Source organism: Mycobacterium sp., from assembly GCF_046330795.1.
Classification (GTDB): domain Bacteria; phylum Actinomycetota; class Actinomycetes; order Mycobacteriales; family Mycobacteriaceae; genus Mycobacterium.
The window spans coordinates 70,479-93,647 of sequence record NZ_JAXLSA010000007.1 but is presented as its reverse complement, the minus strand read 5'-3'; the positions used below and the strand labels follow the sequence as shown (position 1 = coordinate 93,647).

24 protein-coding genes are annotated in these 23,169 nt (G+C 67.4%); 22 read left to right on the top strand and 2 right to left on the bottom strand.

The genetic code is table 11. From position 1 onward, the window contains the following. Positions 1 to 9: 9 nt before the first annotated feature. Entirely contained in the window at positions 10 to 1,362 is a 1,353-nt protein-coding gene (locus tag U0R18_RS19330; protein WP_526371447.1) for an acyl-CoA dehydrogenase family protein, read from the top strand. Positions 1,363 to 1,376: 14 nt separating this feature from the next. Further along, entirely contained in the window at positions 1,377 to 2,594 is a 1,218-nt protein-coding gene (locus tag U0R18_RS19325) for an acyl-CoA dehydrogenase family protein (protein WP_526371445.1), read from the top strand. Here the strand turns inward: U0R18_RS19325 and U0R18_RS19320 are convergent. After that, complete coding sequence (locus tag U0R18_RS19320) at positions 2,587 to 3,438, bottom strand: aldo/keto reductase (RefSeq protein ID WP_526371569.1); 852 nt, start codon at positions 3,436 to 3,438, stop codon at positions 2,587 to 2,589. The two genes, U0R18_RS19325 and U0R18_RS19320, sit on opposite strands and share 8 nt — an antisense overlap. A gap of 66 nt (positions 3,439 to 3,504) precedes the next feature. On the opposite strand from U0R18_RS19320, the gene U0R18_RS19315 reads away from it, so the two are divergent. From U0R18_RS19315 to U0R18_RS19265, 11 genes are all read left to right on the top strand, one after another. Continuing rightward, positions 3,505 to 4,650, top strand: coding sequence for an acyl-CoA dehydrogenase family protein (locus tag U0R18_RS19315; protein ID WP_526371443.1), 1,146 nt, complete (start codon positions 3,505 to 3,507; stop codon positions 4,648 to 4,650). Next, the gene (locus U0R18_RS19310) at positions 4,650 to 5,198 is read left to right on the top strand and encodes a TetR/AcrR family transcriptional regulator (RefSeq protein ID WP_526371441.1); all 549 of its coding nucleotides are present in this window, start codon (positions 4,650 to 4,652) and stop codon (positions 5,196 to 5,198) included. The genes U0R18_RS19315 and U0R18_RS19310 overlap by 1 nt, the downstream gene beginning before the upstream one ends. Positions 5,199 to 5,241: 43 nt before the next feature. Further along, positions 5,242 to 7,623 carry an arylsulfatase gene (locus U0R18_RS19305; protein ID WP_526371439.1) on the top strand — a complete coding sequence of 794 codons (2,382 nt, stop codon included), beginning with the start codon at positions 5,242 to 5,244 and terminating at the stop codon, positions 7,621 to 7,623. 73 nt (positions 7,624 to 7,696) lie between these two features. Beyond that, complete coding sequence (locus U0R18_RS19300; protein WP_526371437.1) at positions 7,697 to 8,812, top strand: homogentisate 1,2-dioxygenase; 1,116 nt, start codon at positions 7,697 to 7,699, stop codon at positions 8,810 to 8,812. Then, on the top strand, positions 8,793 to 9,983 hold the full coding sequence (locus U0R18_RS19295; RefSeq protein ID WP_526371435.1) for an alpha/beta hydrolase family protein: 1,191 nt from the start codon (positions 8,793 to 8,795) through the stop codon (positions 9,981 to 9,983). Before U0R18_RS19300 ends, U0R18_RS19295 begins: the two co-directional genes overlap by 20 nt. A 79-nt stretch (positions 9,984 to 10,062) precedes the next feature. Continuing rightward, a complete protein-coding gene (locus tag U0R18_RS19290; protein WP_526371433.1) occupies positions 10,063 to 11,265 on the top strand; it encodes a CaiB/BaiF CoA transferase family protein in 1,203 nt (400 codons plus the stop codon). Next, complete coding sequence (locus U0R18_RS19285; protein ID WP_526371431.1) at positions 11,266 to 12,156, top strand: hydroxymethylglutaryl-CoA lyase; 891 nt, start codon at positions 11,266 to 11,268, stop codon at positions 12,154 to 12,156. Next, positions 12,156 to 12,764 (top strand): TetR/AcrR family transcriptional regulator, encoded by a 609-nt coding sequence (locus U0R18_RS19280; protein WP_526371429.1) that lies wholly within the window; start codon positions 12,156 to 12,158, stop codon positions 12,762 to 12,764. The genes U0R18_RS19285 and U0R18_RS19280 overlap by 1 nt, the downstream gene beginning before the upstream one ends. 7 nt (positions 12,765 to 12,771) lie before the next feature. Further along, positions 12,772 to 14,010, top strand: a complete 1,239-nt coding sequence (locus U0R18_RS19275; protein WP_526371427.1) for an acyl-CoA dehydrogenase family protein — start codon at positions 12,772 to 12,774, stop codon at positions 14,008 to 14,010. Beyond that, entirely contained in the window at positions 14,007 to 15,329 is a 1,323-nt protein-coding gene (locus tag U0R18_RS19270; protein ID WP_526371425.1) for a phosphotransferase family protein, read from the top strand. Before U0R18_RS19275 ends, U0R18_RS19270 begins: the two co-directional genes overlap by 4 nt. A gap of 2 nt (positions 15,330 to 15,331) precedes the next feature. Then, positions 15,332 to 15,691 carry a nuclear transport factor 2 family protein gene (locus tag U0R18_RS19265; protein WP_526371423.1) on the top strand — a complete coding sequence of 120 codons (360 nt, stop codon included), beginning with the start codon at positions 15,332 to 15,334 and terminating at the stop codon, positions 15,689 to 15,691. On the opposite strand, the gene U0R18_RS19260 is transcribed toward U0R18_RS19265, so the two are convergent. Next, complete coding sequence (locus tag U0R18_RS19260; protein ID WP_526371421.1) at positions 15,688 to 16,329, bottom strand: TetR/AcrR family transcriptional regulator; 642 nt, start codon at positions 16,327 to 16,329, stop codon at positions 15,688 to 15,690. The two genes, U0R18_RS19265 and U0R18_RS19260, sit on opposite strands and share 4 nt — an antisense overlap. Positions 16,330 to 16,399: 70 nt before the next feature. On the opposite strand from U0R18_RS19260, the gene U0R18_RS19255 reads away from it, so the two are divergent. The 9 genes from U0R18_RS19255 to nuoF all read left to right on the top strand — a co-directional run bounded on the left by U0R18_RS19255 (position 16,400) and on the right by nuoF (position 23,149). Continuing rightward, a complete protein-coding gene (locus U0R18_RS19255; RefSeq protein ID WP_526371419.1) occupies positions 16,400 to 16,690 on the top strand; it encodes a glycosyltransferase in 291 nt (96 codons plus the stop codon). 45 nt (positions 16,691 to 16,735) lie between these two features. Further along, on the top strand, positions 16,736 to 17,722 hold the full coding sequence (locus U0R18_RS19250; RefSeq protein WP_526371417.1) for a glycosyltransferase: 987 nt from the start codon (positions 16,736 to 16,738) through the stop codon (positions 17,720 to 17,722). A 17-nt stretch (positions 17,723 to 17,739) separates the two neighbouring features. Beyond that, entirely contained in the window at positions 17,740 to 18,123 is a 384-nt protein-coding gene (locus tag U0R18_RS19245) for an Rv3143 family two-component system response regulator (protein WP_526371415.1), read from the top strand. A gap of 162 nt (positions 18,124 to 18,285) precedes the next feature. Continuing rightward, the gene (locus tag U0R18_RS19240; protein WP_526371413.1) at positions 18,286 to 18,645 is read left to right on the top strand and encodes an NADH-quinone oxidoreductase subunit A; all 360 of its coding nucleotides are present in this window, start codon (positions 18,286 to 18,288) and stop codon (positions 18,643 to 18,645) included. Further along, positions 18,636 to 19,190, top strand: coding sequence for an NADH-quinone oxidoreductase subunit B (locus U0R18_RS19235; RefSeq protein WP_526371411.1), 555 nt, complete (start codon positions 18,636 to 18,638; stop codon positions 19,188 to 19,190). The genes U0R18_RS19240 and U0R18_RS19235 overlap by 10 nt, the downstream gene beginning before the upstream one ends. Further along, positions 19,187 to 19,828, top strand: coding sequence for an NADH-quinone oxidoreductase subunit C (locus U0R18_RS19230; RefSeq protein WP_526371409.1), 642 nt, complete (start codon positions 19,187 to 19,189; stop codon positions 19,826 to 19,828). Before U0R18_RS19235 ends, U0R18_RS19230 begins: the two co-directional genes overlap by 4 nt. Next, positions 19,828 to 21,129, top strand: coding sequence for an NADH dehydrogenase (quinone) subunit D (gene nuoD, locus U0R18_RS19225; RefSeq protein ID WP_526371407.1), 1,302 nt, complete (start codon positions 19,828 to 19,830; stop codon positions 21,127 to 21,129). The genes U0R18_RS19230 and nuoD overlap by 1 nt, the downstream gene beginning before the upstream one ends. Next, positions 21,126 to 21,848 (top strand): NADH-quinone oxidoreductase subunit NuoE, encoded by a 723-nt coding sequence (nuoE, locus tag U0R18_RS19220; protein ID WP_526371405.1) that lies wholly within the window; start codon positions 21,126 to 21,128, stop codon positions 21,846 to 21,848. Before nuoD ends, nuoE begins: the two co-directional genes overlap by 4 nt. Continuing rightward, positions 21,845 to 23,149 carry an NADH-quinone oxidoreductase subunit NuoF gene (gene nuoF, locus U0R18_RS19215; protein ID WP_526371403.1) on the top strand — a complete coding sequence of 435 codons (1,305 nt, stop codon included), beginning with the start codon at positions 21,845 to 21,847 and terminating at the stop codon, positions 23,147 to 23,149. Before nuoE ends, nuoF begins: the two co-directional genes overlap by 4 nt. Positions 23,150 to 23,169 lie beyond the last annotated feature (20 nt).

The window sequence follows — 23,169 nt, the reverse complement described above, 5'->3', positions numbered from 1 at the left end:
GTGTCCGGCATGACCAGCCCACGTGAGAGCGCTGTCGGACTGCAGCGCCACAAGCGCACCGTCATCGACGTTGCCATGGCAGCACTGAGCCCGATCATCGGGCAGGAGTTCCTCGACCGGCACAACCTGCGCGATCCGTTCAACCGCACCCTCAAACAAGGGGTTCGGGTCGGCTTCTCCGCGATCGGCGCCGGCACCCGGCAGTTCAAGAGGGTGCAGGGCGTTGGCACGTCGCCGACCCGGCTGAAGTCCAGCGGCGCCGACTACTTCGACCTGACCCCCGACGACGACCAGAAGATGATCGTCGAGACCGTCCGCGAGTTCTCCGAGGAGATCCTGCGACCGGCGGCCCACGACGCCGACGCCGAGGCGCGCTATCCGGGCGATCTGATCGCCAAGGCGGCCGAACTCGGGATCACCGCGATCAACGTCCCCGAGGATTTCGACGGTATCGCCGAGCACCGGGCCACCATCACCAACGCGCTGGTGGCCGAGGCCCTGGCCTACGGCGACATGGGCCTGGCGCTGCCGATCCTGGCCCCCGGCGGTGTCGCGGCGGCACTGACCCACTGGGGCAGCGCCGACCAGCAGGCCACCTACCTCAATGAGTTCGCCGGCGAGAACGTGCCACAGGCCTGCGTCGCCATCACCGAACCGCACGCGCTGTTCGACCCGACCGCTCTGAAGACCACGGCGGTGCGCACCCCCAGTGGATACCGCCTGGACGGAGTGAAGTCACTGGTCCCCGCGGCGGCCGACGCCGAGGTGTTCATCATCGCCGCACAGCTGAACGGCAAGCCGGCGTTGTTCATCGTCGAGTCCTCGGTGGCCGGACTCTCCGCCAAGGCCGACCCGAGCATGGGCATCCGCGCCGCGGCCCTCGGTCAGGTCGAGCTGAACAACGTGATCGTCCCGCTGTCTGCGCGTCTTGGCGAGGACGGCGCCACCGATCAGGACTACTCGGATGCCATCGCGCTGTCCCGGCTCGGCTGGGCGGCACTGGCGGTCGGCACGTCGCACGCCGTGCTCGACTACGCCATCCCCTACGTCAAGGAACGCGAGGCGTTCGGCGAGCCGATCGCCCGTCGGCAGTCCGTCGCGTTCATGTGCGCCAACATCGCCATCGAGCTCGACGGCCTGCGGTTGGTGACGTGGCGTGGCGCGGCCCGCGCCGAGCAGGGCCTGCCGTTCGCGCGCGAAGCGGCACTGGCCCGGAAGTTGGCTTCGGACAAGGGAATGCAGATCGGCCTCGACGGCGTGCAGCTGCTCGGTGGTCACGGCTACACCAAGGAACACCCGGTCGAACGCTGGTACCGCGATCTGCGGGCAATCGGCGTCGCCGAGGGTGTCGTGGTGCTCTAGGAAGGTTTTGAACAATGGCAATCAATCTGGAACTGCCCAAGAAGATGCTGACGGTGGCCGAGAAGGGCCATCAGGGCGCGCTGAACATCGTCCGGCCGATCTCCCGCAAGTACGACCTGGCCGAGCACGCCTACCCGGTGGAGCTCGACACCATCGCCGCGCTGTTCGAAGGGATCCAGGAGTCCAACGCCTCCTTCGCGGGCGCCACGGATGCCTTCCGCGGCGATGCACCCAAGTCCGGTGAGAAGACAAACATCAACGGCGGCAACATGTCCGCGCTCCTGAATGCCCTCGAGATGTCGTGGGGCGACGTCGCGATGCTGCTGTCGGTCCCTTATCAGGGCCTGGGCAACGCCGCGATCTCCAGCGTGGCCACCGACGAGCAGCTGGCCCGCCTCGGCAAGGTCTGGGCCGCCATGGCCATCACCGAACCCAGTTTCGGCTCGGATTCGTCGGCGGTCTCCACCACGGCCACCCTCGACGGAGACGAGTACGTCATCAACGGCGAGAAGATCTTCGTCACCGCCGGTTCCCGCGCCACTCACATCGTCGTGTGGGCCACGCTGGACAAGTCGAAGGGCCGGGCGGCCATCAAGTCGTTCATCGTGCCCCGCGAGCATCCCGGTGTGACCGTCGAGCGGCTCGAGCACAAGCTGGGCATCAAGGCCTCTGACACCGCGGTCATCCGGTTCGACAATGCCCGCATCCCCAAGGACAACCTGCTGGGCAGCCCCGATATCGACGTCGAGAAGGGCTTCGGCGGGGTGATGGAGACCTTCGACAACACCCGCCCGATGGTGGCGGCCATGGCCGTGGGGGTGGCACGCGCTGCGCTCGAGGAGCTGCGGGAGATCCTGACCGACGCCGGTATCGAGATTTCCTACGACAAGCCCGCGCATGCCCAGAGCGCGGCGGCCGCGGAGTTCCTGCGGATGGAGGCCGACTGGGAGTCCGGTTACCTGCTGACGCTGCGCTCGGCGTGGCAGGCCGACAACCGGATCCCCAACTCCAAGGAAGCCTCGATGGGCAAGGCCAAGGCCGCCCGGGTGGGCACCGACGTCACCCTCAAGGCTGTCGAAATGGCCGGTACCACAGGCTATTCCGAGCAGACCCTGTTGGAGAAGTGGGCTCGCGATTCCAAGATCCTCGATATCTTCGAGGGCACTCAGCAGATCCAGCAACTCGTCATCGCGCGCCGGTTGTTGGGCCTGTCGTCGGCCGAACTCAAATAGCGTCCAGTTCCGCGCGGAGAGCCTCGCCCAGGTCGATACCGTCCACCGCGAGGTTTTCTTCGAGGTGGGCCACTGACGAGGTGCCCGGGATCAACAGGACGTTGGGCGCCACACCCAGCGTCCACGCCAGCACGATCTGGGCCGGAGTGCGTCCGAGTTCCCGCGCTGCACCCCGTACCACTGGATTGCCCAGCACCGGGTTGTCCTGCGCGAAGCCGGATCCCAGCGGGAAGAACGGGACGAAGGCGATCCCGCGGGCCGCGCACTCGTCGAGGACCGGCTGCGACGAGCGGTCCACCAGGTTGTAGGGGTTCTGTACGCACGCGATGTCGGTGCGCTCGAGCGCGTGCAAAAGATGCTCGCGTCCGATGTTGGACAATCCGATGCCGTCGATCAATCCGTCGTCGCGGGCCGCGATCATCACGTCGAGTTGGCGGTCGAACCGGTCACCGACCTCTTCGCCGTCCCACAACCGCAGGTTCACCGCTGTCAGCCGGTCGACGCCCAGGGTGCGCAGGTTCGCCTCGATGTCGGCCCGGAGTTCAGCGGGATCGTCCACCAGCAACCATTCCCCGGTCTCGCTGCGTTTTCCGCCCACCTTGCTCACCAGGGCGAGGTTCTCGGGGTAGGGATGCAGCGCCTCCCAGATCAGCTCGTTGGCCACCATCGGTCCGTAGTACTGCGCGGTGTCGACGTGATCGACCCCGAGTTCTACCGCCCGGCGGAGCACCCGGACCGCCTCGTCGTGGTCGCGCGGCGGCCCGAACACTCCCGGCCCGGGCAGTTGCATGGCGCCGAAGCCGACGCGGTGAACGGTGCGCGACGCGAGCCGGAAAGTCGTCATGGCGTAGGCAACCGGTTCTCGTTCCACATCCTTCCCATACCAAACAGTATGGTATGGTCCTCCGCCATGAGCATCATCAGCGATGAGTTCGTCGCCCTCCTGGCCGCCAACGCCCGGGAAGCCGAGACACATCGCCGACTCCCCCCACAGACCGTCGCCGAACTGGGCGAATCCGGATTCACCGAACTACTCGTCCCGGCCCGTTTCGGCGGGCGGCAGGCCCCGTTCCCGGAGATCCTCGACCCGGTCCGGCGGATGGCGCACGGCTGCGTCTCGAGTGCCTGGACCATCGGCTTCTACGCGCTGCACAACTGGATGCTGGCGCTGTTCCCCGAGGAGGCCCAGGCCGAAGGGTTCGCCACCCGGCCGTTCCTGGCCCCGGCACCGCTGGCGCCCACCGGTCGTGGACTACCTGCCGCCGGTGGCGTCCGACTGTCCGGGCGCTGGTCGTGGGCCACCGGCGTGATGGACGCCAACTGGATCATGGTGGGTGCGCTGTGCGGACCGGACGACGCCATCTACCCCGCGTTGGCACTGCTGCCCGCCTCGGACATCGAGGTCGACGACGTCTGGCACACCGACGGCATGTGCGCGACGGGATCCAACGACGTCGTCATCACGGACGCGTTCGTGCCGGAACACCGGCTGGTGAAGGTGACCGACATCTACGGTGGCACCGCGCCGGGCGCGGCACTGCACGACGCCACCACCTACCGATGGCCGATGGTGCCCGCGCTGGCCCTGCTGGCCGCCATGCCCGCGCTGGGTGCCGCCGAACGGGTCACCGATATCTACGCGCAACGCCTGCAGGAACGGGTGCTGGCATACGAATTCGTCAAGCAGAAGGAAAAGCCCATCGCGCAGGCGCATCTGGGCGAAGCGCAGGTTCGACTCCGTGCACTGCACGGGCTGCTGGCCCACACCGTCGCCGAGATCGACGCCACCGTCAGCGCCGGCGATCGGGTCTCCCGCGAGATGCGGGCCCGGGGCCGATTGTCGGCAGCGCATATCGTCCGCGAGTCCAAGGACGTCATTGCGTTGCTGCTCAACGCATCCGGCGCCAGCGCCCATTTCCTGGACAATCCGCTGCAGCGCGCCAAACGCGATGTCGACGTGCTCTCCGGGCACGTCATCTTCGACTACGACACCAGCCGTGAACTCGCGGGCGCGCTGCGCATCGGGGTGAAGATCCCGCCGACGGCCATGATCTGATGAGCGCGCCGCGACTGTCGGTGGACGACTGGATCACGGCCGGCTATGCACTGCTGGGTGACGAAGGCCTCGGCGCACTCAAGATCGACCGGTTGTGCACCCGCCTCGGCGTCACCAAGGGCAGCTTCTACTGGCACTTCGCCGATATCGCGGCATACCGCACCGCGCTGATCGATGCCTGGGCACAGCAGCGCGGTGAGGAGCACCAGACCTATCGGCACATCGCCGAAATGGCGCCCCGGGAACGGTTGTCGAAGATGATCGCCACCCTGGTCACCCCCCAGCACTGGAAACTGGAACGGGTGATGCGGGAGTGGGCCCGCACCGACGACAACGTCGCACGCAGTGTCGAGGCGGCCGACCGCCGTGTGGTGCACATGGTGCAGCAGGCCTTCACCGATCTCGGATTCGCCACTGCGGACGCCGAGTTGCGGGCGCGCACCACCTTCGCCGCGGGCATCGGATTCCTCCAGATCGCCGGCGCCCGGCCGCACCCGTTGACCGCCGCGCAGCGCGAACGATTCCTCGATCTCATGGTGCGGCCCTGAGTACGATGCGAACCGTCCGCGCGTACGTGAGGAGTCGAACGTCATGGCCAAGAAGTCCGCGCCGAAGCCGGTGCCGAACCGACCACATCTGGCCCGCGAACATCTGCCGATCCCCGATCCCAAGCACGTCGGACTGACCACCTACGACGCCAAGGATCCCAACACCAGCTACCCGCCGATCACCGAACTACGGCCGCCGGCAGGTGCGCCGAACGTGGTGATCGTGCTGATCGACGACGTCGGATTCGGCGCAACATCGGCGTTCGGCGGTCCGTGCAACACACCGGTGGCCGAGCGACTGGCGGCAAACGGCTTGAAGCTCAATCGATTTCACACCACCGCGCTGTGCTCACCGACCCGTCAGGCCATGCTGACCGGGCGCAATCACCATTCGGTCGGGATGGGTGCCATCACCGAGATGGCGACATCGGCGCCCGGCAACAACAGCATCCGGCCCAAGGACAAGGCACCGGTGGCCGAGACCCTGCGGCTCAACGGATACTCCACAGCCCAGTTCGGCAAGTGTCATGAGGTGCCGCTGTGGGAGGTCTCCCCGGTTGGCCCGTTCCACCAGTGGCCGACGGGTTCGGGGTTCGAGCACTTCTACGGTTTCGTCGGGGGCGAGGCCAGCCAGTACTACCCCGGCCTCTACGAGGGCACCACCGCGGTGGAGCCACCGAAGACCCCGGAAGAGGGCTACACCCTGACCGAGGACCTGGCCGACCGGGCGATCACCTGGGTGCGCCAGCAGAAGGCGCTGATGCCGGACAAGCCGTTCTTCATGTACTTCGCGCCGGGCGCGACGCATGCGCCACACCAGGTGCCCAAGGCGTGGTCGGACAAGTACGCCGGGAAGTTCGACGATGGCTGGGATGCCCTGCGGGAGAAGACCCTGGCGCGCCAGAAGAAGCTCGGCGTGGTGCCCGAGAACGCGGAATTGACCACGCGCCACGACGAGATCCCGTCCTGGGATGACATGCCCGATGATCTCAAACCGGTGCTGCGCAAGCAGATGGAGATCTACGCCGGATTCATGGAACAGGCCGACCATGAGGTCGGCCGGGTGCTCGACGCCATCGACGACCTCGGCGTGCTGGACGACACCTTGGTCTTCTACATCATCGGCGACAACGGCGCGTCGGCCGAGGGCACCGTCAACGGCTGCTTCAACGAGATGACCACACTCAACGGCCTGCCCGGGATCGAGACCACCGAGTTCCTGCTGTCCAAGATCGACGACTTCGGCACGCCTGCGGCCTACAACCATTACGCAGTCGGCTGGGCGCATGCGTTGTGCGCGCCCTACCAATGGACCAAACAGGTGGCGTCGCACTGGGGCGGCACCCGCAACGGCACAATCGTGCACTGGCCCAACGGAATTGCGGACACGGGTGCTGTCCGCAATCAGTTCCACCACGTCATCGACGTGGTGCCGACGATTCTCGAGGCCGCCGGCATCCCGGCACCGCATTCGGTCAACGGCATCACCCAGGCGCCGCTGGAAGGTGTCAGCATGCTCACCAGCCTGCAGGACGCCAAGGCGCCGGAGACGCATCAGGTGCAGTACTTCGAGATGATGGGCAACCGGGGCATCTACTTCCAGGGCTGGACCGCGGTGACCAAACACCGCACCCCCTGGAAGGCCGACACTCCCCCACCGTTCGATGACGACGTCTGGGAGCTCTACGGCCCCGACGACTGGACCCAGGCCCATGATCTGGCCGCCGAGAACCCCGCCAAACTGGCTGAGCTGCAACGCCTCTGGCTGATCGAGGCAACCAAGTACAACGTCGTCCCGCTGGACGACCGCGGTTTCGAGCGGGTGAACCCCGATATCGCGGGACGGCCCCAGCTGGTCAAGGGAAATACCCAGTTGCTGTTCGCCGGCATGCGGGTCGCCGAAGGATGCATCATCAACACCCGCAACAAATCGCATCAGGTGACCGCCAACGTCGACGTGCCCAAGAGCGGCGCCGACGGCGTGATCGTGACCCAGGGCGGCATTGCCGGCGGATGGACGCTGTACGCACACGAGGGCAAGCTGAAGTACTGCTACAACTTCCTCGGCATCGACCACTTCATCGTCTCGGCCACCAAGAAGATCCCCGCGGGCAAGCATCAGGTGCGGATGGAATTCGACTACGACGGGGGCGGGTTGGCCAAGGGCGCGGGCATCACGCTCTACATCGACGGCAAGAAGGTCGGCAGCGGTCGCGCCGAGCGCACCCAGCCGATGGGCTTCTCGGCCGATGAGGCCTGCGACGTCGGGCGCGATACCGGCTCACCGGCGTCTCCCGACTACGGACCGACCGACAACGCCTTCACCGGGACCATCGACTGGGTCCAGATCGACGTCGGGGACGACGGTCACGACCACCTGATCACTCCCGAGGACCGGTTCAACATCGCGATGGCCAAGCAGTAGCCGCACAGGGGTTGACGCCCGTCCAGTGATAAAAGTAATGTCAGTTTTACTTTTTCACGCTCAGGAGTCAGCCATGGAATCCTTCGTCCACCTGCGCAAGGGCAAGACGCCCAAGCGCGTCCACGCCGACCTGGACGGCCTCAAGGACGACGAACTGGGGCGCGGCGGATTCGTCGGTCGTACGGCGAACATGTACCGCCGCAACGACCCCACCGCCTACCGCACCGTCGGCCCCCTGCGCCCCACCGACGTGCTGGGCTCGGAGCTGAAACCCAGTGATCAGACCGACCCGCAGGGCACCCCGCTGCTGATGTTCTCCAACGCCGACTGCCTGGTGCTGCTGTCGCGGCGCAGCGAGGAGATGCCGTTCTTCGTGCGCTACGTCGACGGCGATCTGCTGTTCTTCGTGCATCAGGGGGCGGGCCGGTTGGAGACGGAGTTCGGGCCGCTGGACTACCGCACCGGCGACTGGGTGTACATCCCGAAGGCCTGCACGTGGCGGCAGATCCCGTCCGCCGGTCAGAACGAAGCATCCACCCTGTTGATGATCCAGGCCACCGAAGAGTTCCGGGTGCCCCCGGCCGGGACGCTGGGCCGGCACTTCCCGTTCGACCCGGCGCAGGTCACCATCCCCGAGCCGGAGCCCATCGACGACGATGGCAGGTCCGAATATGAAGTTCGGCTGATCCACTCAGAAATCGACGGGGTGGGCTCCACATCTTTGTTCTACCAACACAATCCACTGGATGTGGAGGGCTGGCGCGGGGACAACTTCCCGTTCACCTTCAATATCGAGGACTACACCGTCGTCACCTCCGAGAGCGTGCACCTGCCCCCGACGGTGCACCTGTTCATGCAGGCCACCGGGGTGTACATCATGAACTTCCTGCCCAAGCCGGCCGAATCGGTTCCCGGCACCGAACGGACCCCGTGGTACCACCGCAATGTCGACTACGACGAGATCGCGTTCTTCCACGGCGGCTCGCTGTACGGCATCCCGATGCCCCCCGGCCTGATTTCCCATGCGCCGCAAGGAGTTCACCACGGTGCGCCGGAGAAGGCCCGGGAACGCGCACGGCGCAAATTCGACGATTACGACCGGGTGGACTGGTCGGTGATCGCCATCGACACCCGCCGCCGCCTCATCCCCTCGGAGGAGATTCTCGCCAATGACCTCGGCCAGCACTGACGTGAAACACGAGTACGACCGCATCCCCTATCTGGTTGCCTATCAGAACAACTCAGCGGTCCGCGACGTCTACGGCGGTGTGGCCGAACTGGTGGTGCTGGAGAGCTACCTCCTGCGGCCGAAGCACCGGCCCAGCGACACCGTGCTGGTGTTCATGCACCCGATCGGCGGTGGCGCCTACCTGCCGATGATCAACGCACTGGCCCGCGCTGGTCACCACGTCATCTACTGCAACAGCCGCTTCCGCGGCACCGATTCGGCGCTGCTGATGGAGAAGGTGGTCGAGGACCTGGGCGAATGCATCAAGGACGCCAAGAACCGGCTGGGCTACGACAAGGTGGTGCTGGCCGGCTGGAGCGGCGGCGGCTCGCTGTCGGTGTTCTACCAGCAGCAGGCGCAGAAGCCCACCGTGACGGCCAGTCCGTCCGGCGACGGGCCCGATCTGACCACCCTCGACCTGATTCCCGCCGACGGCATCATGCTGCTGGCCGCCCACATCAGCCGGCACGGCACCATGACCGAATGGATGGACGCCTCGATCCTCGACGAGAACGACCCGTCGAAGCGTGATCCGGAGCTGGACCTCTACAACCCGGACAATCCGAACCAGCCGCCCTACACGCCGGAGTTCCTGGAGCGCTACCAGGCGGCGCAGATCGCCCGGAACCGGCGAATCACCAAGTGGGTCAAGGAGAAACTGGCGCAACTGAAGGCCAGCGGGCGCCCGGATGACGAGTTCGCGTTCGTCGTGCACGGCACCATGGCCGACCCCCGTTGGCTGGATCCGACCGTCGACCCCAACGAGCGCCGGCCCGGCACCTGCTACCTGGGCGACCCGCAGGTGGTCAACATGAGTCCGGTCGGGCTGGCCCGGTTCTGCACGCTGCGCAGCTGGCTCTCGCAGTGGAGCTACGACGACGCCAACGGCGACGCCGTCAAGGCCGGACCGGACATCGCGGTGCCGGCATTGGTGATCGGCAATCTGGCCGACGACGCCTGCACCCCGAGCCACACCCGCCGGCTGTTCGAGGCCATCGGGCATCCGGACAAGGAGATGCACGAGATCCACGGCGCCAACCACTACTACTCCGGCCCGGACCAGCGTGGCACGCTGCGCGAGGCGGTCGGGATCTGCACCGACTGGCTGCACCGGCACGGGTTCAGCCTGTGACGCTCTATGCGCGAGCAGACGCGAAGGCCCCCTTTTCGGCGCCATTTCAGGGGCCTTTGCGTCTGCTCGCGGGGGAAAAGTGACCAGCGGGCCCTTGGACGGGATCCGGGTGATCGAGGTCGGCACGCTGATCTCCGGCCCGTTCGCCGGCCGGCTACTCGGCGACATGGGCGCCGACGTCATCAAGATCGAACCGCCCGGTCAGCCCGACCCGCTGCGCACCTGGGGGCAGGCCGAACTCGACGGTGAGCATTTCTTCTGGACGGTGCACGCCCGCAACAAGAAGGCCGTCACGCTGAACCTGCGCGAACCCCGGGGACGTGAACTGTTCCTGGAGCTGGTCGAGCACTCCGACATCATCGTGGAGAACTTCCGGCCCGGCACGCTGGAGAAGTGGAACCTGGGTTACGACGTTCTGCGGGAACGCAATCGGGGCATCATCCTGGTCCGGGTGTCCGGCTACGGACAGACCGGACCGGAGGCCGGAAAGGCCGGCTACGCCTCGGTGGCCGAGGCTGCCAGCGGACTGCGGCACATGAACGGCTTCCCCGGTGGACCGCCGCCGCGGCTGGCACTGTCCCTGGGCGACAGTCTGGCCGGCATGTTCGCCGCCCAGGGCGCACTGGCCGCCCTCTACCGCCGCACCGTCACCGGCGAGGGCCAGGTGGTCGACGCCGCCCTCACCGAATCGTGTCTGGCCATCCAGGAATCCACCATCCCCGACTACGACGTCGGCGGCGTGGTGCGCGGCCCGTCGGGCACCCGGCTGGAGGGCATCGCCCCGTCGAACATCTACCAGTCACGCGACGGCAGCTGGGTGGTGATCGCCGCCAACCAGGACACGGTGTTCCGCCGGTTGTGCGCCGCGATGGGCCAGCCGGAACTCGCGGCCGACGAGCGGTTCGTCAATCACGTTGCGCGCGGCCGCAATCAGGACGAGCTGGACAAGATCATCGGCGACTGGGCAGCCGCCCGCGTACCGTCGGAGATCATCGACACGTTGTCGGCCGCCGGAGTCATTTCCGGCCCGATCAACACCGTCGCCGAGGTGGTCACCGATCCGCAGCTGCTGTCGCGCGGCATGATCGCCGACCACTGGGACGAGCGGGTGCAGCGAAACATCAAGGGCCCCGGCGTCGTTCCGGTGCTCTCGGAGTCGCCCGGCACCATCCGCTGCGCGGGATCCGCCCGACCCGGCCAGCACAACGCGGAGGTATACAGCGGGCTGCTCGGTCATACCGCGGCGGAGATCTCGAACCTCGAAGCCAAGGGGGTGCTGTAGATGACCCATGTCACCATCCGCGAGGTGTGCCTGCGCGACGGGCTGCAGATCGAGGAGCCCATTTCGCTGGCCGCCAAGATCGAGCTGCTCGAGGCCGTCGTCGCCACCGGGGTGCGCGAGGTGGAGGCCACCGCATTCGTCTCACCGTCGAAGGTACCGGCGTTGGCCGACGCCGAAGATCTGGCCGTCGAGCTGAAACGTTTTGACGGCGTGGAGTTCTCGGCCCTGGTGGCCAGCCCCAATGGCGCCCTGCGCGCGATCTCCGCGGGTCTGAACTCCATCGAGTACGTGGTGTCGGCCGCCGATGCGCACAGCCGCGCCAACGTCGGCCGCGGCACCGCGGAGGCTACCGCCGCCATCGCCGACGTCACCCGGATCGCGCACGACGCCGGCGCCACCGTCGAGGTCATCATCGCCACCGCGTGGGACTGCCCCTTCGACGGGCCGACCCCGGCCCCCCGCGTGCTCGACGTCGCCGCCGCAGCCACCGACCTGGGCGTGGACCGCATCGCGATCGCCGACACCATCGGCACCGCCACACCGGGTCGCGTCACGTCCCTGGTCGCGCAGGTACAGCCGATCGTCGGCGGCGTACCGCTGGGAGCGCACTTCCACAACACCCGCGGTGCGGGCCTGGCCAGCGCCTACGCCGCGGTGCAGGCCGGAGTGACCCGGTTGGACTCATCGGTCGGCGGACTCGGCGGATGCCCGTTCGCCCCGGGCGCCAGTGGCAACATCGCGACCGAGGATCTGGTGTATCTCCTGCGCGACAGCGGCATCGACGTGGACGTCGACCTGACGGCCGCGATCGATGCGGCCGGGGTGGCCCAGCGGCTCGTCGGCCATGAGCTGCCCAGCGCGCTGCTGCGGGCGGGCGACCGGAAGCTCTGATGACCCGCGGACTGTCCAGCAAGGGTCTGCAGACCCGGGCGGCCATCGAACAGGCCGCCCGGAAGCTGTTCGCCGAGCGCGGCTTTCACGGCACTACCCTGGGTGACATCACGTCGGCGGCAGGCAAGTCGCCGGCGTCGTTCTACCGCTACTTCGATGACAAGGAAGATCTACTCGCGGTGCTGGCCGAGTCGTTCCTGCACGACGTGCTCGCCGGGCTGCCGGTCCGACTGCCCCAGTCGCCCGACGACACCGGCTTCTTCACCGCCGCGGCGACGGGCTACTGGAACATCTTCAAGCAGAACCTCGGGATCATGGTGGCCGTCGCGCAGCTCGGGGCGACGCAACCGCGATTCGCCGACGTGCAGAACGAGTTCCGCCGATTCGGAATGGACATCGTGCGCGCCTCGGTGCTGCGCGCCCAGGAGCAGGGCTATGCCGCTGACCTGGATCCGGACCATATCGCCCTGGCCATCTCGCTGCTGTTCGAGAACTTCACCACGGTGTACCTGCGGCCCGACGCCGCCGCGCTCGGCGTGTCGAGCACGGATGCCGACGCCGTGCGCACCCTGGCGACCATTTGGAAGAAAACCGTCTACGGAAGCTAGGACGCACATGGATTTTGCACTGCCCGAACACCTTCCGGGTCTGCTGGCCGAGATGGACGCGTTCATCGAGGCCGAGATCAAACCGCTCGAACGCGAGCACATGCAGTACTTCGACCGGCGTCGGGAGTTCGCCCGGACCGATCTGGACAATGGCGGCATCCCACGGCGCGAGTGGGAGGATCTGCTCGACGAGATGCGCCGCCGAGCCGATGCGGCGGGCTGGCTGCGCTACGGGCTGCCGAAGGAGTTCGGTGGCCGCGGCGGCACCAACCTCGACATGGCCGTCATCCGGGAACACTTGGCGCACAAGGGCCTCGGCCTGCACAACGACCTGCAGGACGAGTCCTCGATCGTCGGCAACTTCCCACAGGTCATCATGATGAGCCGGTTCGGCACTGACGCACAGAAGGCCGAGTGGATCGAGGCGATGCTCACCGGGACACGCTCGATGGCATTCGGGCTGACCGAACCCGACCACGGCAGCGACGCCACCTGGATGGAGACCACCGCGGTCCGCGACGGCGACAGCTGGGTGATCAACGGCGCCAAACGCTGGAACACCGGGGTGCACCGCGCCACCCACGACCTGGTGTTCGCCCGCACCTCCGGTCAGGACGGCTCAGCGGTGGGTATCACCGCATTCCTGGTGCCCACCGACACACCGGGTTTCGAGGTGCCCTTCTACTGGTGGACGTTCAACATGCCGTCCGACCACGGCGAGGTCACGCTGACCGATGTCCGGGTACCCGCCGATGCGGTGCTCGGCGAGGTCGACCACGGCCTGGAAGTCGGGCAGACGTTCCTGCACGAGAACCGGATCCGCCAAGCGGCGTCCAGCCTGGGCGCTGCCCAGTACTGTATCGACCGGGCGGCCGAATACGCCGGGCAGCGAGTCGTTTTCGGCAAACCGCTCTCGGTGAACCAGGCCGTGCAGTGGCCACTGGCCGAACTGCAGACCGAGGCCCAGATGGTGCGATTACTGGTGTACTACGCGGCCTGGCACCTGGACCGCGATCACCACATGGAGGTGTCCGACAAGGTGTCGATGGCCAACTACCGGGCCAACCGATTGGTGTGCGAGGCCGCCGACCGGGCGATGCAGATCCACGGCGGCATCGGCTACAGCCGGCACGAACCGTTCGAGCACATCTACCGGCACCACCGGCGCTACCGGATCACCGAGGGTGCCGAGGAGATCCAGATCCGCCGGGTGGCCCAGCGAATGCTGAAGTTCGGCCGGAAATGAGTCTGGAGAAACAACTTTCCGACCTGATCGGGTCCGAGGTCACCGATCTGCGCCGGCTCACCGGCGGCGCCAGTCGCACCACCTACGCGTTCGGCGCGGACGGTCGCCGGTTGATCCTGCGCACCGGGCCTCCCGACGAGGTGCATGCCGGCATGGAACTCGAAGCGGCGGTGCAACGGCTGGCCGCCGACCGGGGCGCCCCGGTGCCCGAGATCCTGATGGCGTCGAATTCGGTTGAACCCCTGGGTAATCCGTATCTCATCTGCTCCGAGATCGCGGGTGAGACGATTGTCCGGAAGATCAACCGGGGCCTGGACGGCGACGGTCGGGCGGCTCTGCTGACCCAGTGCGCCGCCGCGCTGGCCGCCGTGCACCGGGCCGACCCGGCCGGTGCCGGCCTGACACCAGAGGATTCGCTGGCGCAGTGGCGCGCCGAACTGGACGTCATGGGCGACACCACCGCGACGTTCGAGTGGGCGTTCCGCTGGCTCGACCGCAACCGGCCGCCGTCGCTGCCGCCGACCCTGGTGCACGGCGACTTCCGGATGGGCAATCTCATCGTCGACGGTTCGCGCCTGGCCGCCGTGCTGGATTGGGAACTGGTGCACGCCGGCGACCCGCGGGAGGACCTGGCGTGGTTCTGCATCCGGGCCTGGCGGTTCGGCGCGCCCAAGGCACTGGATGCCGGCGGGCTGGGCGGTATTCCGGACTTCCTGAAGGCCTATGAGCGCGCCGGTGGCGCACACGTCGACCCCGGCGAGTTCCGCTGGTGGCTCGCGCTGGCCACCCTGCGCTGGGGCGTCATCTGCCGCTACCAGGCCGAACGGCATCTGTCCGGCCAGACCCCGTCGGTGGAACTGGCCACCATCGGCCGGCGGGTGTGCGAGACGGAATGGGATCTGCTGAACCTGTTGAGCGATTTCGGTGCAGAAACCGTCGCTGAGCGACGGGAATTGCACCGAATTCACGACGAAGACCTCTGGGGCCTGCATGGGCGCCCCACCGCGGCCGAACTGGTCGCCGCCGTCGCCGACTTCCTCGACGGCGACGTCCGCGCCAACACCGAGGGACAGGTCAACTTCCACGCCCGCGTCGCCGCCAACGCGCTGCGGATGGTGCAGCGCGAACTCGAGTCCACCGGCGCAGCCGACGTCGCCGCCGCACTGAATGAGCTCGGAGCTCGCAATGAGGAGGAGTTGGCCGGCGCGATCCGTCGCGGTGAATTCGACGACCGCGCCGACGATCTCGTCGTGGGTCTGCGGGTGTTGGTGGGTCATCGGTTGGCGGCCGCGCACCCCGGCTACGAATCGGAGGAGTGAGCATGGAAGTCGCAGACGAATTGTTCGCCGCCATGGAGCAGGGCGATGCCGGCAGGGTCGAGGAGCTCTGGAACAACGACATCGCCGTGTGGCATTCCGGCGACCGGACCGACAACGATCACGACCGGGCCCTTCGGGTGATCCGCTGGTTCCTGGACCGCACCACGCAGCGCCGCTATGAGGTGCTCGACCGCCGCGACTTCGAGGGCGGCTTCGTCCAGCAGCACATCCTGCACGCCACCGGAACCGACGGGGCCGTGATCGCGATGCGGGTGTGCATCGTGATCCAGGTCGCGGCCAATGGCTTGATCAGCCGGATCGACGAGTACTTCGATCCCCGGGAGATCGAGCCACTGTTCTAATCATCCTGCGCCGCAACATAAACTGTCTCGGCAAGCATCCGGCGCAGCCAACCGCGGTACCGCTCGACCGACCATCCGTCGCGATGAGTGATCCGCAGGTAGACGTCCACACTGCTGAGCGCAGCGGTGGTCTCGACGAGTTCGTCGAACGGTAGATCGGTCCTGAGCCAGCCGCGTCCGCGGTAGACCTCCAGGATGCGGCGGGACTGCCCGGTGACGCTCACGGTCAGATCGGCGAGGTATCGATCGAGCTCGGAGTCGACGGCGGCGGCCCCGATCAGCGCCTGGGCCAGGCGCGCCGATCGTTCGTGCGCCGCGGTCTGCTCGTCGACCACGATGTCGAGCGCCGTGCCAACGGTGGGAGCGGCGAGCAATTGGCGGCCGAGGTCGAGATTGAGCACACTCTCCTCGCCCGCCACCCCCACCGACACGTACTCGACAGCGGCGATCATGAGCGCGGCCTTTGCCCCCTGACCCTGCACGGTTTCCGTCGACACTCCCGCCGCGGCGGCGATCTTCGCGAGAGTGGTGCGCGCGTACCCGTCCGCGGCGAAGAGTTCGGCGGCGGCCGCGATGATTCGCGTCCGGGTCTGTTCTGCCTGCCGGGCACGAAGGTTAGACCGATAGGGCCGCCTCAACGCTATTGATTCCCGTGCCATAGTAATGAATACTACGGGAACAGGGTCAAATGATCCGAGGGGGCGCCAGATGTCATCGATACTCATCGCCAGCGTGCCGGCCCACGGCCACGTCACACCGCTCCTGACCGTTGCGGAGAGATTCGTCGACCGCGGCGACGACGTCCGTTTCCTGACCGGCTCCCGATTCGCCGACCGCGTTCGAGCAACCGGTGCCGCGTTCGTCCCACTTCCCTCCGAGGCCGACTTCGACGACCGGAACTTCTTGCAGGCTTTTCCGGAGCGCGCCCGGCTCAAGGGCATCAACGCGGTCGCGTTCGACGTCGAGCACGTCTTTGCCCGGCCCGCCACGGCCCAGTAAGACGCGCTGACGGCCGCGCTCACCACCAAGTCCGCCGACGTCGTATTGGCCGAACCCGTCTTCCTCGGCGCTGCCTTCCTGCTCGCCCATCCCCGCTCCGAACGGCCGGGTGTCGCGATGTGCGCCGTACTGCCACTGCCCATCGAGAGCCGCGACGCCGCCCCCTTCGGCCTGGGGCTGCCACCCGCGCGGGTGTTCAATCGGCCGCGAAATGCCGTGCTCAACCGGGTGAATGGTCGCGTCCTACGGCACGCCTACCGGTCGATCGATGATCAGCACCGAGCGCTGCACGGTACGGATCTGCCGGGCGGGATGATGGACTGGGGACGCCGGGCCGACGCGCTGATCCAGTTCACGGTGCCCGAGTTCGAGTACCCGATCTCCGACGCGCCGCCGAACCGGCACTTCGTCGGGCCGTTGGCGTCGTCCGGATCGGCCGGCACGCTCCCGGAATGGTGGGCGGATCTGGACAGCGGCCGGCCGATCGTCCACGTCACCCAGGGCACCGTCGCGAACACCGATTACAGCCAGGCCATCGCGCCCACCCTCGAGGCTCTGGCCGAGGACGACGTGCTCATCGTGGTCTCCACCGGCGGCCGGCCCGTGGACACCCTGCCACCGCTACCCGCCAACGCCCGCGCCGCCACCTACCTCCCGTACGACGAACTGCTCCCGCGGACGGCGGTGTATGTCACCAACGGCGGGTACGGCGGCGTGCAGTACGCATTGCGCCACGGCGTCCCGATCGTCGCTACCGGCGGTAAGGAGGACAAGCCCGAAGTCGGTGCCCGGGTCGCGTGGTCCAGGGTCGGCCGGCGGATCCGCAGCGAACAGCCGTCGTCGCGGACGATGCGGCGAGTCATCCACGACGTCCTCTCCCGGCCGCACTACCGGGCCGCGAGCCAGCGGATCGCCACCGCCATCGCAGCGGCACCCGGCTTCGCGGGACTTGCGCAGATCGTCGATCGATTGACGCAATCACCTTGCCCGCCAACGGCGAAAACCCCGAACCGAGACACGCCAACGTCCTAGCGCCGTAGCCTGAGCGCGTGCCCCTGCATGTCCTGGTGTATTCCGACAACGCGCGCACCCGCGCACAGGTAATGCTGGCGCTCGGCAAACGCGTACACCCGAAGCTGCCGGACCTGACCTACACCGAGGTCGCCACCGCGCCGGTGGTCATCAAGACGGTCGACGCGGGTGGCATCGATTTGGCGATCCTGGATGGCGAGGCCACCCCGGCCGGCGGAATGGGCATCGCCAAACAGCTCAAGGACGAGGTCAACGACTGTCCGCCCATCGTGGTGCTGACCGGTCGCCCGGACGATGCGTGGCTCGCCAACTGGTCGCGCGCCGAGGCCGCCGTCCCACACCCACTCGACCCGATCCGGCTCGCGGACGCGGTGGTGGACGTGCTGCTGGGGCAGCAGTAAACCGATTGGTCAGCGCAGCGAATCACGCTGTGGCCCTTGACTCTTCGCGCATCAGAACGCGGCGGGTGACACTGATACCGATCCTAACGAAAATACGACAAGCTAACGGACAAGATCGCTAGGCTGTGGTGTAGCTCACATCGACAGCCCAAGCGAGGGAGCATGGATCTCTACCTGCCCATCCTGATCCTCGGCGTGATCGCAGCGGCGTTCGCGTTCGGATCGGTCGGCATTGCGCTCGTGATCGGTCCGCGCCGGTACAACCGCGCCAAACTCGAGGCCTATGAGTGCGGCATCGAACCCGCACCGCAACCGCCCGGTGCCGCCCGATTCCCCATCAAGTTCTATCTGACCGCCATGTTGTTCATCGTTTTCGACATCGAGATCGTCTTCCTCTATCCGTGGGCGGTCACCTTCGGCCATCTCGGCACGTTCGCGCTCGTCGAGATGGCCCTGTTCATGGCCACGGTGTTCGTGGCCTACGCATACGTCTGGCGCAGGGGTGGACTCGATTGGGACTAGAAGAGCAACTGCCGGGCGGAATCCTGCTGACCACGGTCGAGAAGGTCGCGGGGTTCGTCCGTAAGGGGTCGCTGTGGCCGGCCACGTTCGGGCTGGCCTGCTGCGCCATCGAGATGATGGCCACCGCGGGACCGCGCTTCGACATCGCCCGGTTCGGCATGGAACGGTTCTCGGCCACGCCGCGACAGGCCGACCTGATGATCGTCGCCGGCCGGGTCAGCCAGAAGATGGCCCCGGTGCTGCGGCAGGTCTACGACCAGATGGTCGAACCGAAGTGGGTGCTCGCCATGGGCGTCTGCGCGTCCTCGGGCGGCATGTTCAACAACTACGCGATCGTGCAGGGCGTCGACCACATCGTGCCCGTCGACATCTACCTGCCCGGGTGTCCCCCGCGCCCCGAAATGCTGCTCAACGCCATCCTGACGCTGCACGCCAAGATCGCCGAGATGCCGCTGGGCGTGCACCGCGACGAGGTGATTGCCGCCACCGAGAAGGCCGCGCTGGCGGCGACGCCGACGATCGAGCTCGAGGGGCTGTTGCGATGACGACGCCGCGGGGCATGTTCGGTGTCGCCGGGTCCGGCGACACCTCCGGGTACGGCCGGCTGGTCCGCACGGTGCCCGTGCCCGAGAGCAGCCCGCGGCCCTACGGCGGCTACTTCGACGACGTGGTGGACCGACTCGCGGCCGTGCTCGGCGGCGAGTTCGAGGACGCCGTGTTGCGGGTGACCGTGCACCGCGACCAGCTGACCCTGGAGATCGACCGTGCGCACCTGCCGGCGGTTGCCCGCGCATTGCGCGACGACTCCGCGCTGCGGTTCGAGTTGTGCTCGGGTGTGTCCGGGGTGCACTACCCCGCCGACGCCGGCGCCGAACTGCACGCCTTCTACCCGTTGATGTCGATCACGCACAACCGGCGGATCCACCTCGAGGTCGCCTGCCCGGACTCCGATCCCCATGTGCCATCGCTGTTCTCGGTGTACCCGACCACCGACTGGCACGAGCGGGAGACCTACGACTTCTTCGGCATCGTCTTCGACGGCCACCCCGCGCTCACCCGCATCGAGATGCCCGACGACTGGGTGGGCCACCCGCAGCGCAAGGACTATCCGCTCGGCGGTGTGCCGGTCGAGTACCACGGCGCGCAGATCCCACCGCCGGACCAGCGGAGGTCCTACAGCTGATGACCCAGGAAGCGATTACCCTCGGCGGCCAGGACTGGGACGAAATCGTCTCGCTGGCATCCGAGGCGGCACAGGCATCCGGCAGTGAGCGGATCGTGGTCAACATGGGTCCGCAGCACCCGTCCACCCACGGGGTGTTGCGGCTGATCCTCGAGATCGAGGGTGAGACCGTCACCGAGGCCCGGTGCGGGATCGGCTATCTGCACACCGGCATCGAGAAGAATCTGGAGTACCGCAACTGGACCCAGGGCGTCACGTTCGTCACCCGGATGGACTACCTGTCGCCGTTCTTCAACGAGACCGCGTACTGCCTCGGTGTGGAGCAGCTGCTGGGCATCACCGACCAGATCCCGGAGCGCGCCAGCGTCATTCGCGTGATGCTGATGGAGCTCAACCGGATCTCGAGCCATCTGGTCGCCCTGGCCACCGGCGGCATGGAGCTGGGCGCGATGAGCGCGATGTTCTTCGGGTTCCGTGAGCGTGAAGAGATCCTCACCGTGTTCGAGGCCATCACCGGTCTGCGGATGAACCACGCGTACATCCGGCCGGGCGGCCTGGCGGCCGATCTGCCCGACGACGGCGAGGCCAAGGTCCGCCGGCTGCTCGGGCTGCTGCCCGGCCGGCTGGCCGAACTGGAAGACCTGTTGCGCGAGAACGCGATCTGGAAAGCCCGCACCCGCGGCATCGGGTACCTGGACCTCACCGGCTGCATGGCGCTCGGGATCACCGGACCGGTATTGCGCTCCACCGGACTGCCACACGATCTGCGCAAGACCCAACCCTATTGCGGTTACCAGGATTACGACTTCAACGTGATCACCGGCGAGAACAGCGACTGCTACGACCGGTACGTCATCCGGGTCGAGGAGATGAACCAGTCGCTGCGCATCGTGCGACAGTGCCTGGAACGGCTGGAACCGGGCCCGGTGATGATCGAGGACAAGAAGCTGGCCTGGCCGGCGGATCTCCAACTGGGTCCCGACGGTCTGGGCAACAGCCCCGCGCACATCGCCAAGATCATGGGCACGTCGATGGAGGGCCTGATCCACCACTTCAAGATCGTCACCGAGGGCATCCGGGTACCGGCCGGCCAGTGTTATGTGGCGGTCGAATCACCACGCGGCGAACTGGGCGTGCACATGGTCTCCGACGGTGGGACCCGGCCCTACCGGGTGCACTACCGCGACCCGTCGTTCACCAATCTGCAAGCGGTGGCGGCCATGTGCGAGGGCGGGATGGTGGCCGATGTCATCTCGGCGGTCGCGTCGATCGATCCGGTCATGGGAGGTGTCGACAGATGACGAGCATCGACCTGACCCTGGGGCCGCGGCCCGACGAGCCGGGACCGCCGGTCGGTGGCCCGCTGACCTACGAGCCCGACGTAGAAGCGGCCCTGGCCGTCGACGCGGCGGTGATCATCGCGCGCTATCCCAGTTCGCGGTCGGCGCTGCTGCCACTGCTGCACCTGGTCCAGGCCCAGGACGGCTACCTGACAGCGGCCGGAATCTCTTTCTGCGCAAGGCAACTCGGCCTCACCGACGCCGAGGTCACCGCCGTCGCCACCTTCTACTCGATGTACCGCCGCACCCCGACCGGCCGCTATCTCGTCGGGGTGTGCACCAACACGCTCTGCGCGATCATGGGCGGCGACGCCATCCTCGAGGCGCTGGAGAATCATCTCGGCATCCACCCCGGTGAGACCACCGCCGACGACCAGATCACCCTCGAGCACATCGAATGCAACGCGGCGTGCGACTACGCGCCCGTGGTGATGGTGAACTGGGAGTTCTTCGACAACCAAACCCCCTCGGGCAGCTGCGATCTGGTGGACCGGCTGCGCTCCGGCGAGGCTGTGAACGCAAGCCGCGGCGGCGTGGTGCCGGGCTTCACCCAGACGGCCCGCACCCTGGCCGGCGTCGGCACGTCGGACGGCGACGACGGCGCTCCCGGGGCGGCCACCCTGGCCGGGCTGCGGGTGGCCCGCGCGTTGGGCATGAGCGCACCAGAGGTCCGCGAATGACGGGACTGACGCCGGTGTTCAGCCGGTACTGGGACGAACCCGAACCGTGGACGCTGGACACCTACCGACGCCACGACGGCTACCGGGCCCTGACCAAGGCGCTGGCGATGAGCCCCGACGACGTCATCGCGCTGGTGAAGGAGTCCGGGCTGCGCGGCCGCGGTGGCGCGGGGTTCCCGACGGGCACCAAGTGGTCGTTCATCCCCCAAGGGGATGCGAAACCGCACTACCTGGTGGTCAATGCCGATGAGTCGGAACCCGGTACGTGCAAGGACATTCCGCTGCTGCTCACCACGCCGCACTTCCTGGTCGAGGGCATCATCATCGCGTCCTACGCCATCCGGGCGCGCCACGCGTTCGTGTACGTGCGCGGCGAGGTCGTGCCGGTATTGCGCCGGTTGCAGGCCGCCGTCGCCGAGGCGTATGCCGCCGGATATCTCGGCACCGATATCGGCGGGTCGGGATTCGACCTCGACCTGATCGTGCACGCCGGGGCGGGCGCCTACATCTGCGGTGAGGAGACCGCGCTGCTGGACTCCCTCGAGGGCCGGCGCGGGCAGCCGCGGCTGCGTCCCCCGTTCCCCGCCGTCGCCGGGCTGTACGCGTGCCCCACCGTGGTCAACAACGTCGAGTCCATCGCGTCGGTGCCGCCGGTGGTGCTCGGCGGGGTCGACTGGTTCACCTCGATGGGCACGGAGAAGTCGCCGGGCTTCACGCTGTACTCGCTGTCGGGACACGTCACCCGGCCCGGCCAGTACGAGGCGCCACTCGGCATCACGCTGCGCGAGCTGTTGGACCACGCCGGCGGGGTCCGGGCCGGCCACGAACTGAAGTTCTGGACGCCGGGCGGCTCGTCGACGCCGATGCTGACGGCCGAACATCTCGATGTGCCACTGGATTACGAGGGCATGGCCGGCGTCGGGTCGATGCTGGGCACCAAGGCGCTGCAGATCTTCGACGAGACGACGTGCGTGGTGCGCGCGGTGCGCCGCTGGACCCAGTTCTACGCGCACGAGTCCTGCGGCAAGTGCACCCCGTGCCGGGAGGGCACCTATTGGTTGGCCCAGATCTACGAGCGGCTCGAGACGGGTCGCGGCACGGCGGCCGATCTCGACAAGCTGCTCGACATCGCCGATGCGATCTTCGGGAAGTCGTTCTGCGCGTTGGGCGACGGCGCGGCCAGCCCGATCATCAGTTCGCTGAAGTGGTTCCGCGACGAGTACGAGCAGCATGTCGGCGCCGGTTGCCCGTTCGACCCGTACGCCTCGATGCTGGCGGCACCGGAAGGGGTCCGCGCATGACATTTCCCGGCGAGCAGACG

Coding starts and splice junctions, on each gene's coding strand:
- U0R18_RS19330 (WP_526371447.1), top strand. CDS start 10: ATGACCAGCCCACGTGAGAGCGCTGTCGGACTGCAGCGCCACAAGCGC.
- U0R18_RS19325 (WP_526371445.1), top strand. CDS start 1,377: ATGGCAATCAATCTGGAACTGCCCAAGAAGATGCTGACGGTGGCCGAG.
- U0R18_RS19320 (WP_526371569.1), bottom strand. CDS start 3,438: ATGACGACTTTCCGGCTCGCGTCGCGCACCGTTCACCGCGTCGGCTTC.
- U0R18_RS19315 (WP_526371443.1), top strand. CDS start 3,505: ATGAGCATCATCAGCGATGAGTTCGTCGCCCTCCTGGCCGCCAACGCC.
- U0R18_RS19310 (WP_526371441.1), top strand. CDS start 4,650: ATGAGCGCGCCGCGACTGTCGGTGGACGACTGGATCACGGCCGGCTAT.
- U0R18_RS19305 (WP_526371439.1), top strand. CDS start 5,242: ATGGCCAAGAAGTCCGCGCCGAAGCCGGTGCCGAACCGACCACATCTG.
- U0R18_RS19300 (WP_526371437.1), top strand. CDS start 7,697: ATGGAATCCTTCGTCCACCTGCGCAAGGGCAAGACGCCCAAGCGCGTC.
- U0R18_RS19295 (WP_526371435.1), top strand. CDS start 8,793: ATGACCTCGGCCAGCACTGACGTGAAACACGAGTACGACCGCATCCCC.
- U0R18_RS19285 (WP_526371431.1), top strand. CDS start 11,266: ATGACCCATGTCACCATCCGCGAGGTGTGCCTGCGCGACGGGCTGCAG.
- U0R18_RS19280 (WP_526371429.1), top strand. CDS start 12,156: ATGACCCGCGGACTGTCCAGCAAGGGTCTGCAGACCCGGGCGGCCATC.
- U0R18_RS19275 (WP_526371427.1), top strand. CDS start 12,772: ATGGATTTTGCACTGCCCGAACACCTTCCGGGTCTGCTGGCCGAGATG.
- U0R18_RS19270 (WP_526371425.1), top strand. CDS start 14,007: ATGAGTCTGGAGAAACAACTTTCCGACCTGATCGGGTCCGAGGTCACC.
- U0R18_RS19265 (WP_526371423.1), top strand. CDS start 15,332: ATGGAAGTCGCAGACGAATTGTTCGCCGCCATGGAGCAGGGCGATGCC.
- U0R18_RS19255 (WP_526371419.1), top strand. CDS start 16,400: ATGTCATCGATACTCATCGCCAGCGTGCCGGCCCACGGCCACGTCACA.
- U0R18_RS19240 (WP_526371413.1), top strand. CDS start 18,286: ATGGATCTCTACCTGCCCATCCTGATCCTCGGCGTGATCGCAGCGGCG.
- U0R18_RS19230 (WP_526371409.1), top strand. CDS start 19,187: ATGACGACGCCGCGGGGCATGTTCGGTGTCGCCGGGTCCGGCGACACC.
- nuoD (WP_526371407.1), top strand. CDS start 19,828: ATGACCCAGGAAGCGATTACCCTCGGCGGCCAGGACTGGGACGAAATC.
- nuoE (WP_526371405.1), top strand. CDS start 21,126: ATGACGAGCATCGACCTGACCCTGGGGCCGCGGCCCGACGAGCCGGGA.
- nuoF (WP_526371403.1), top strand. CDS start 21,845: ATGACGGGACTGACGCCGGTGTTCAGCCGGTACTGGGACGAACCCGAA.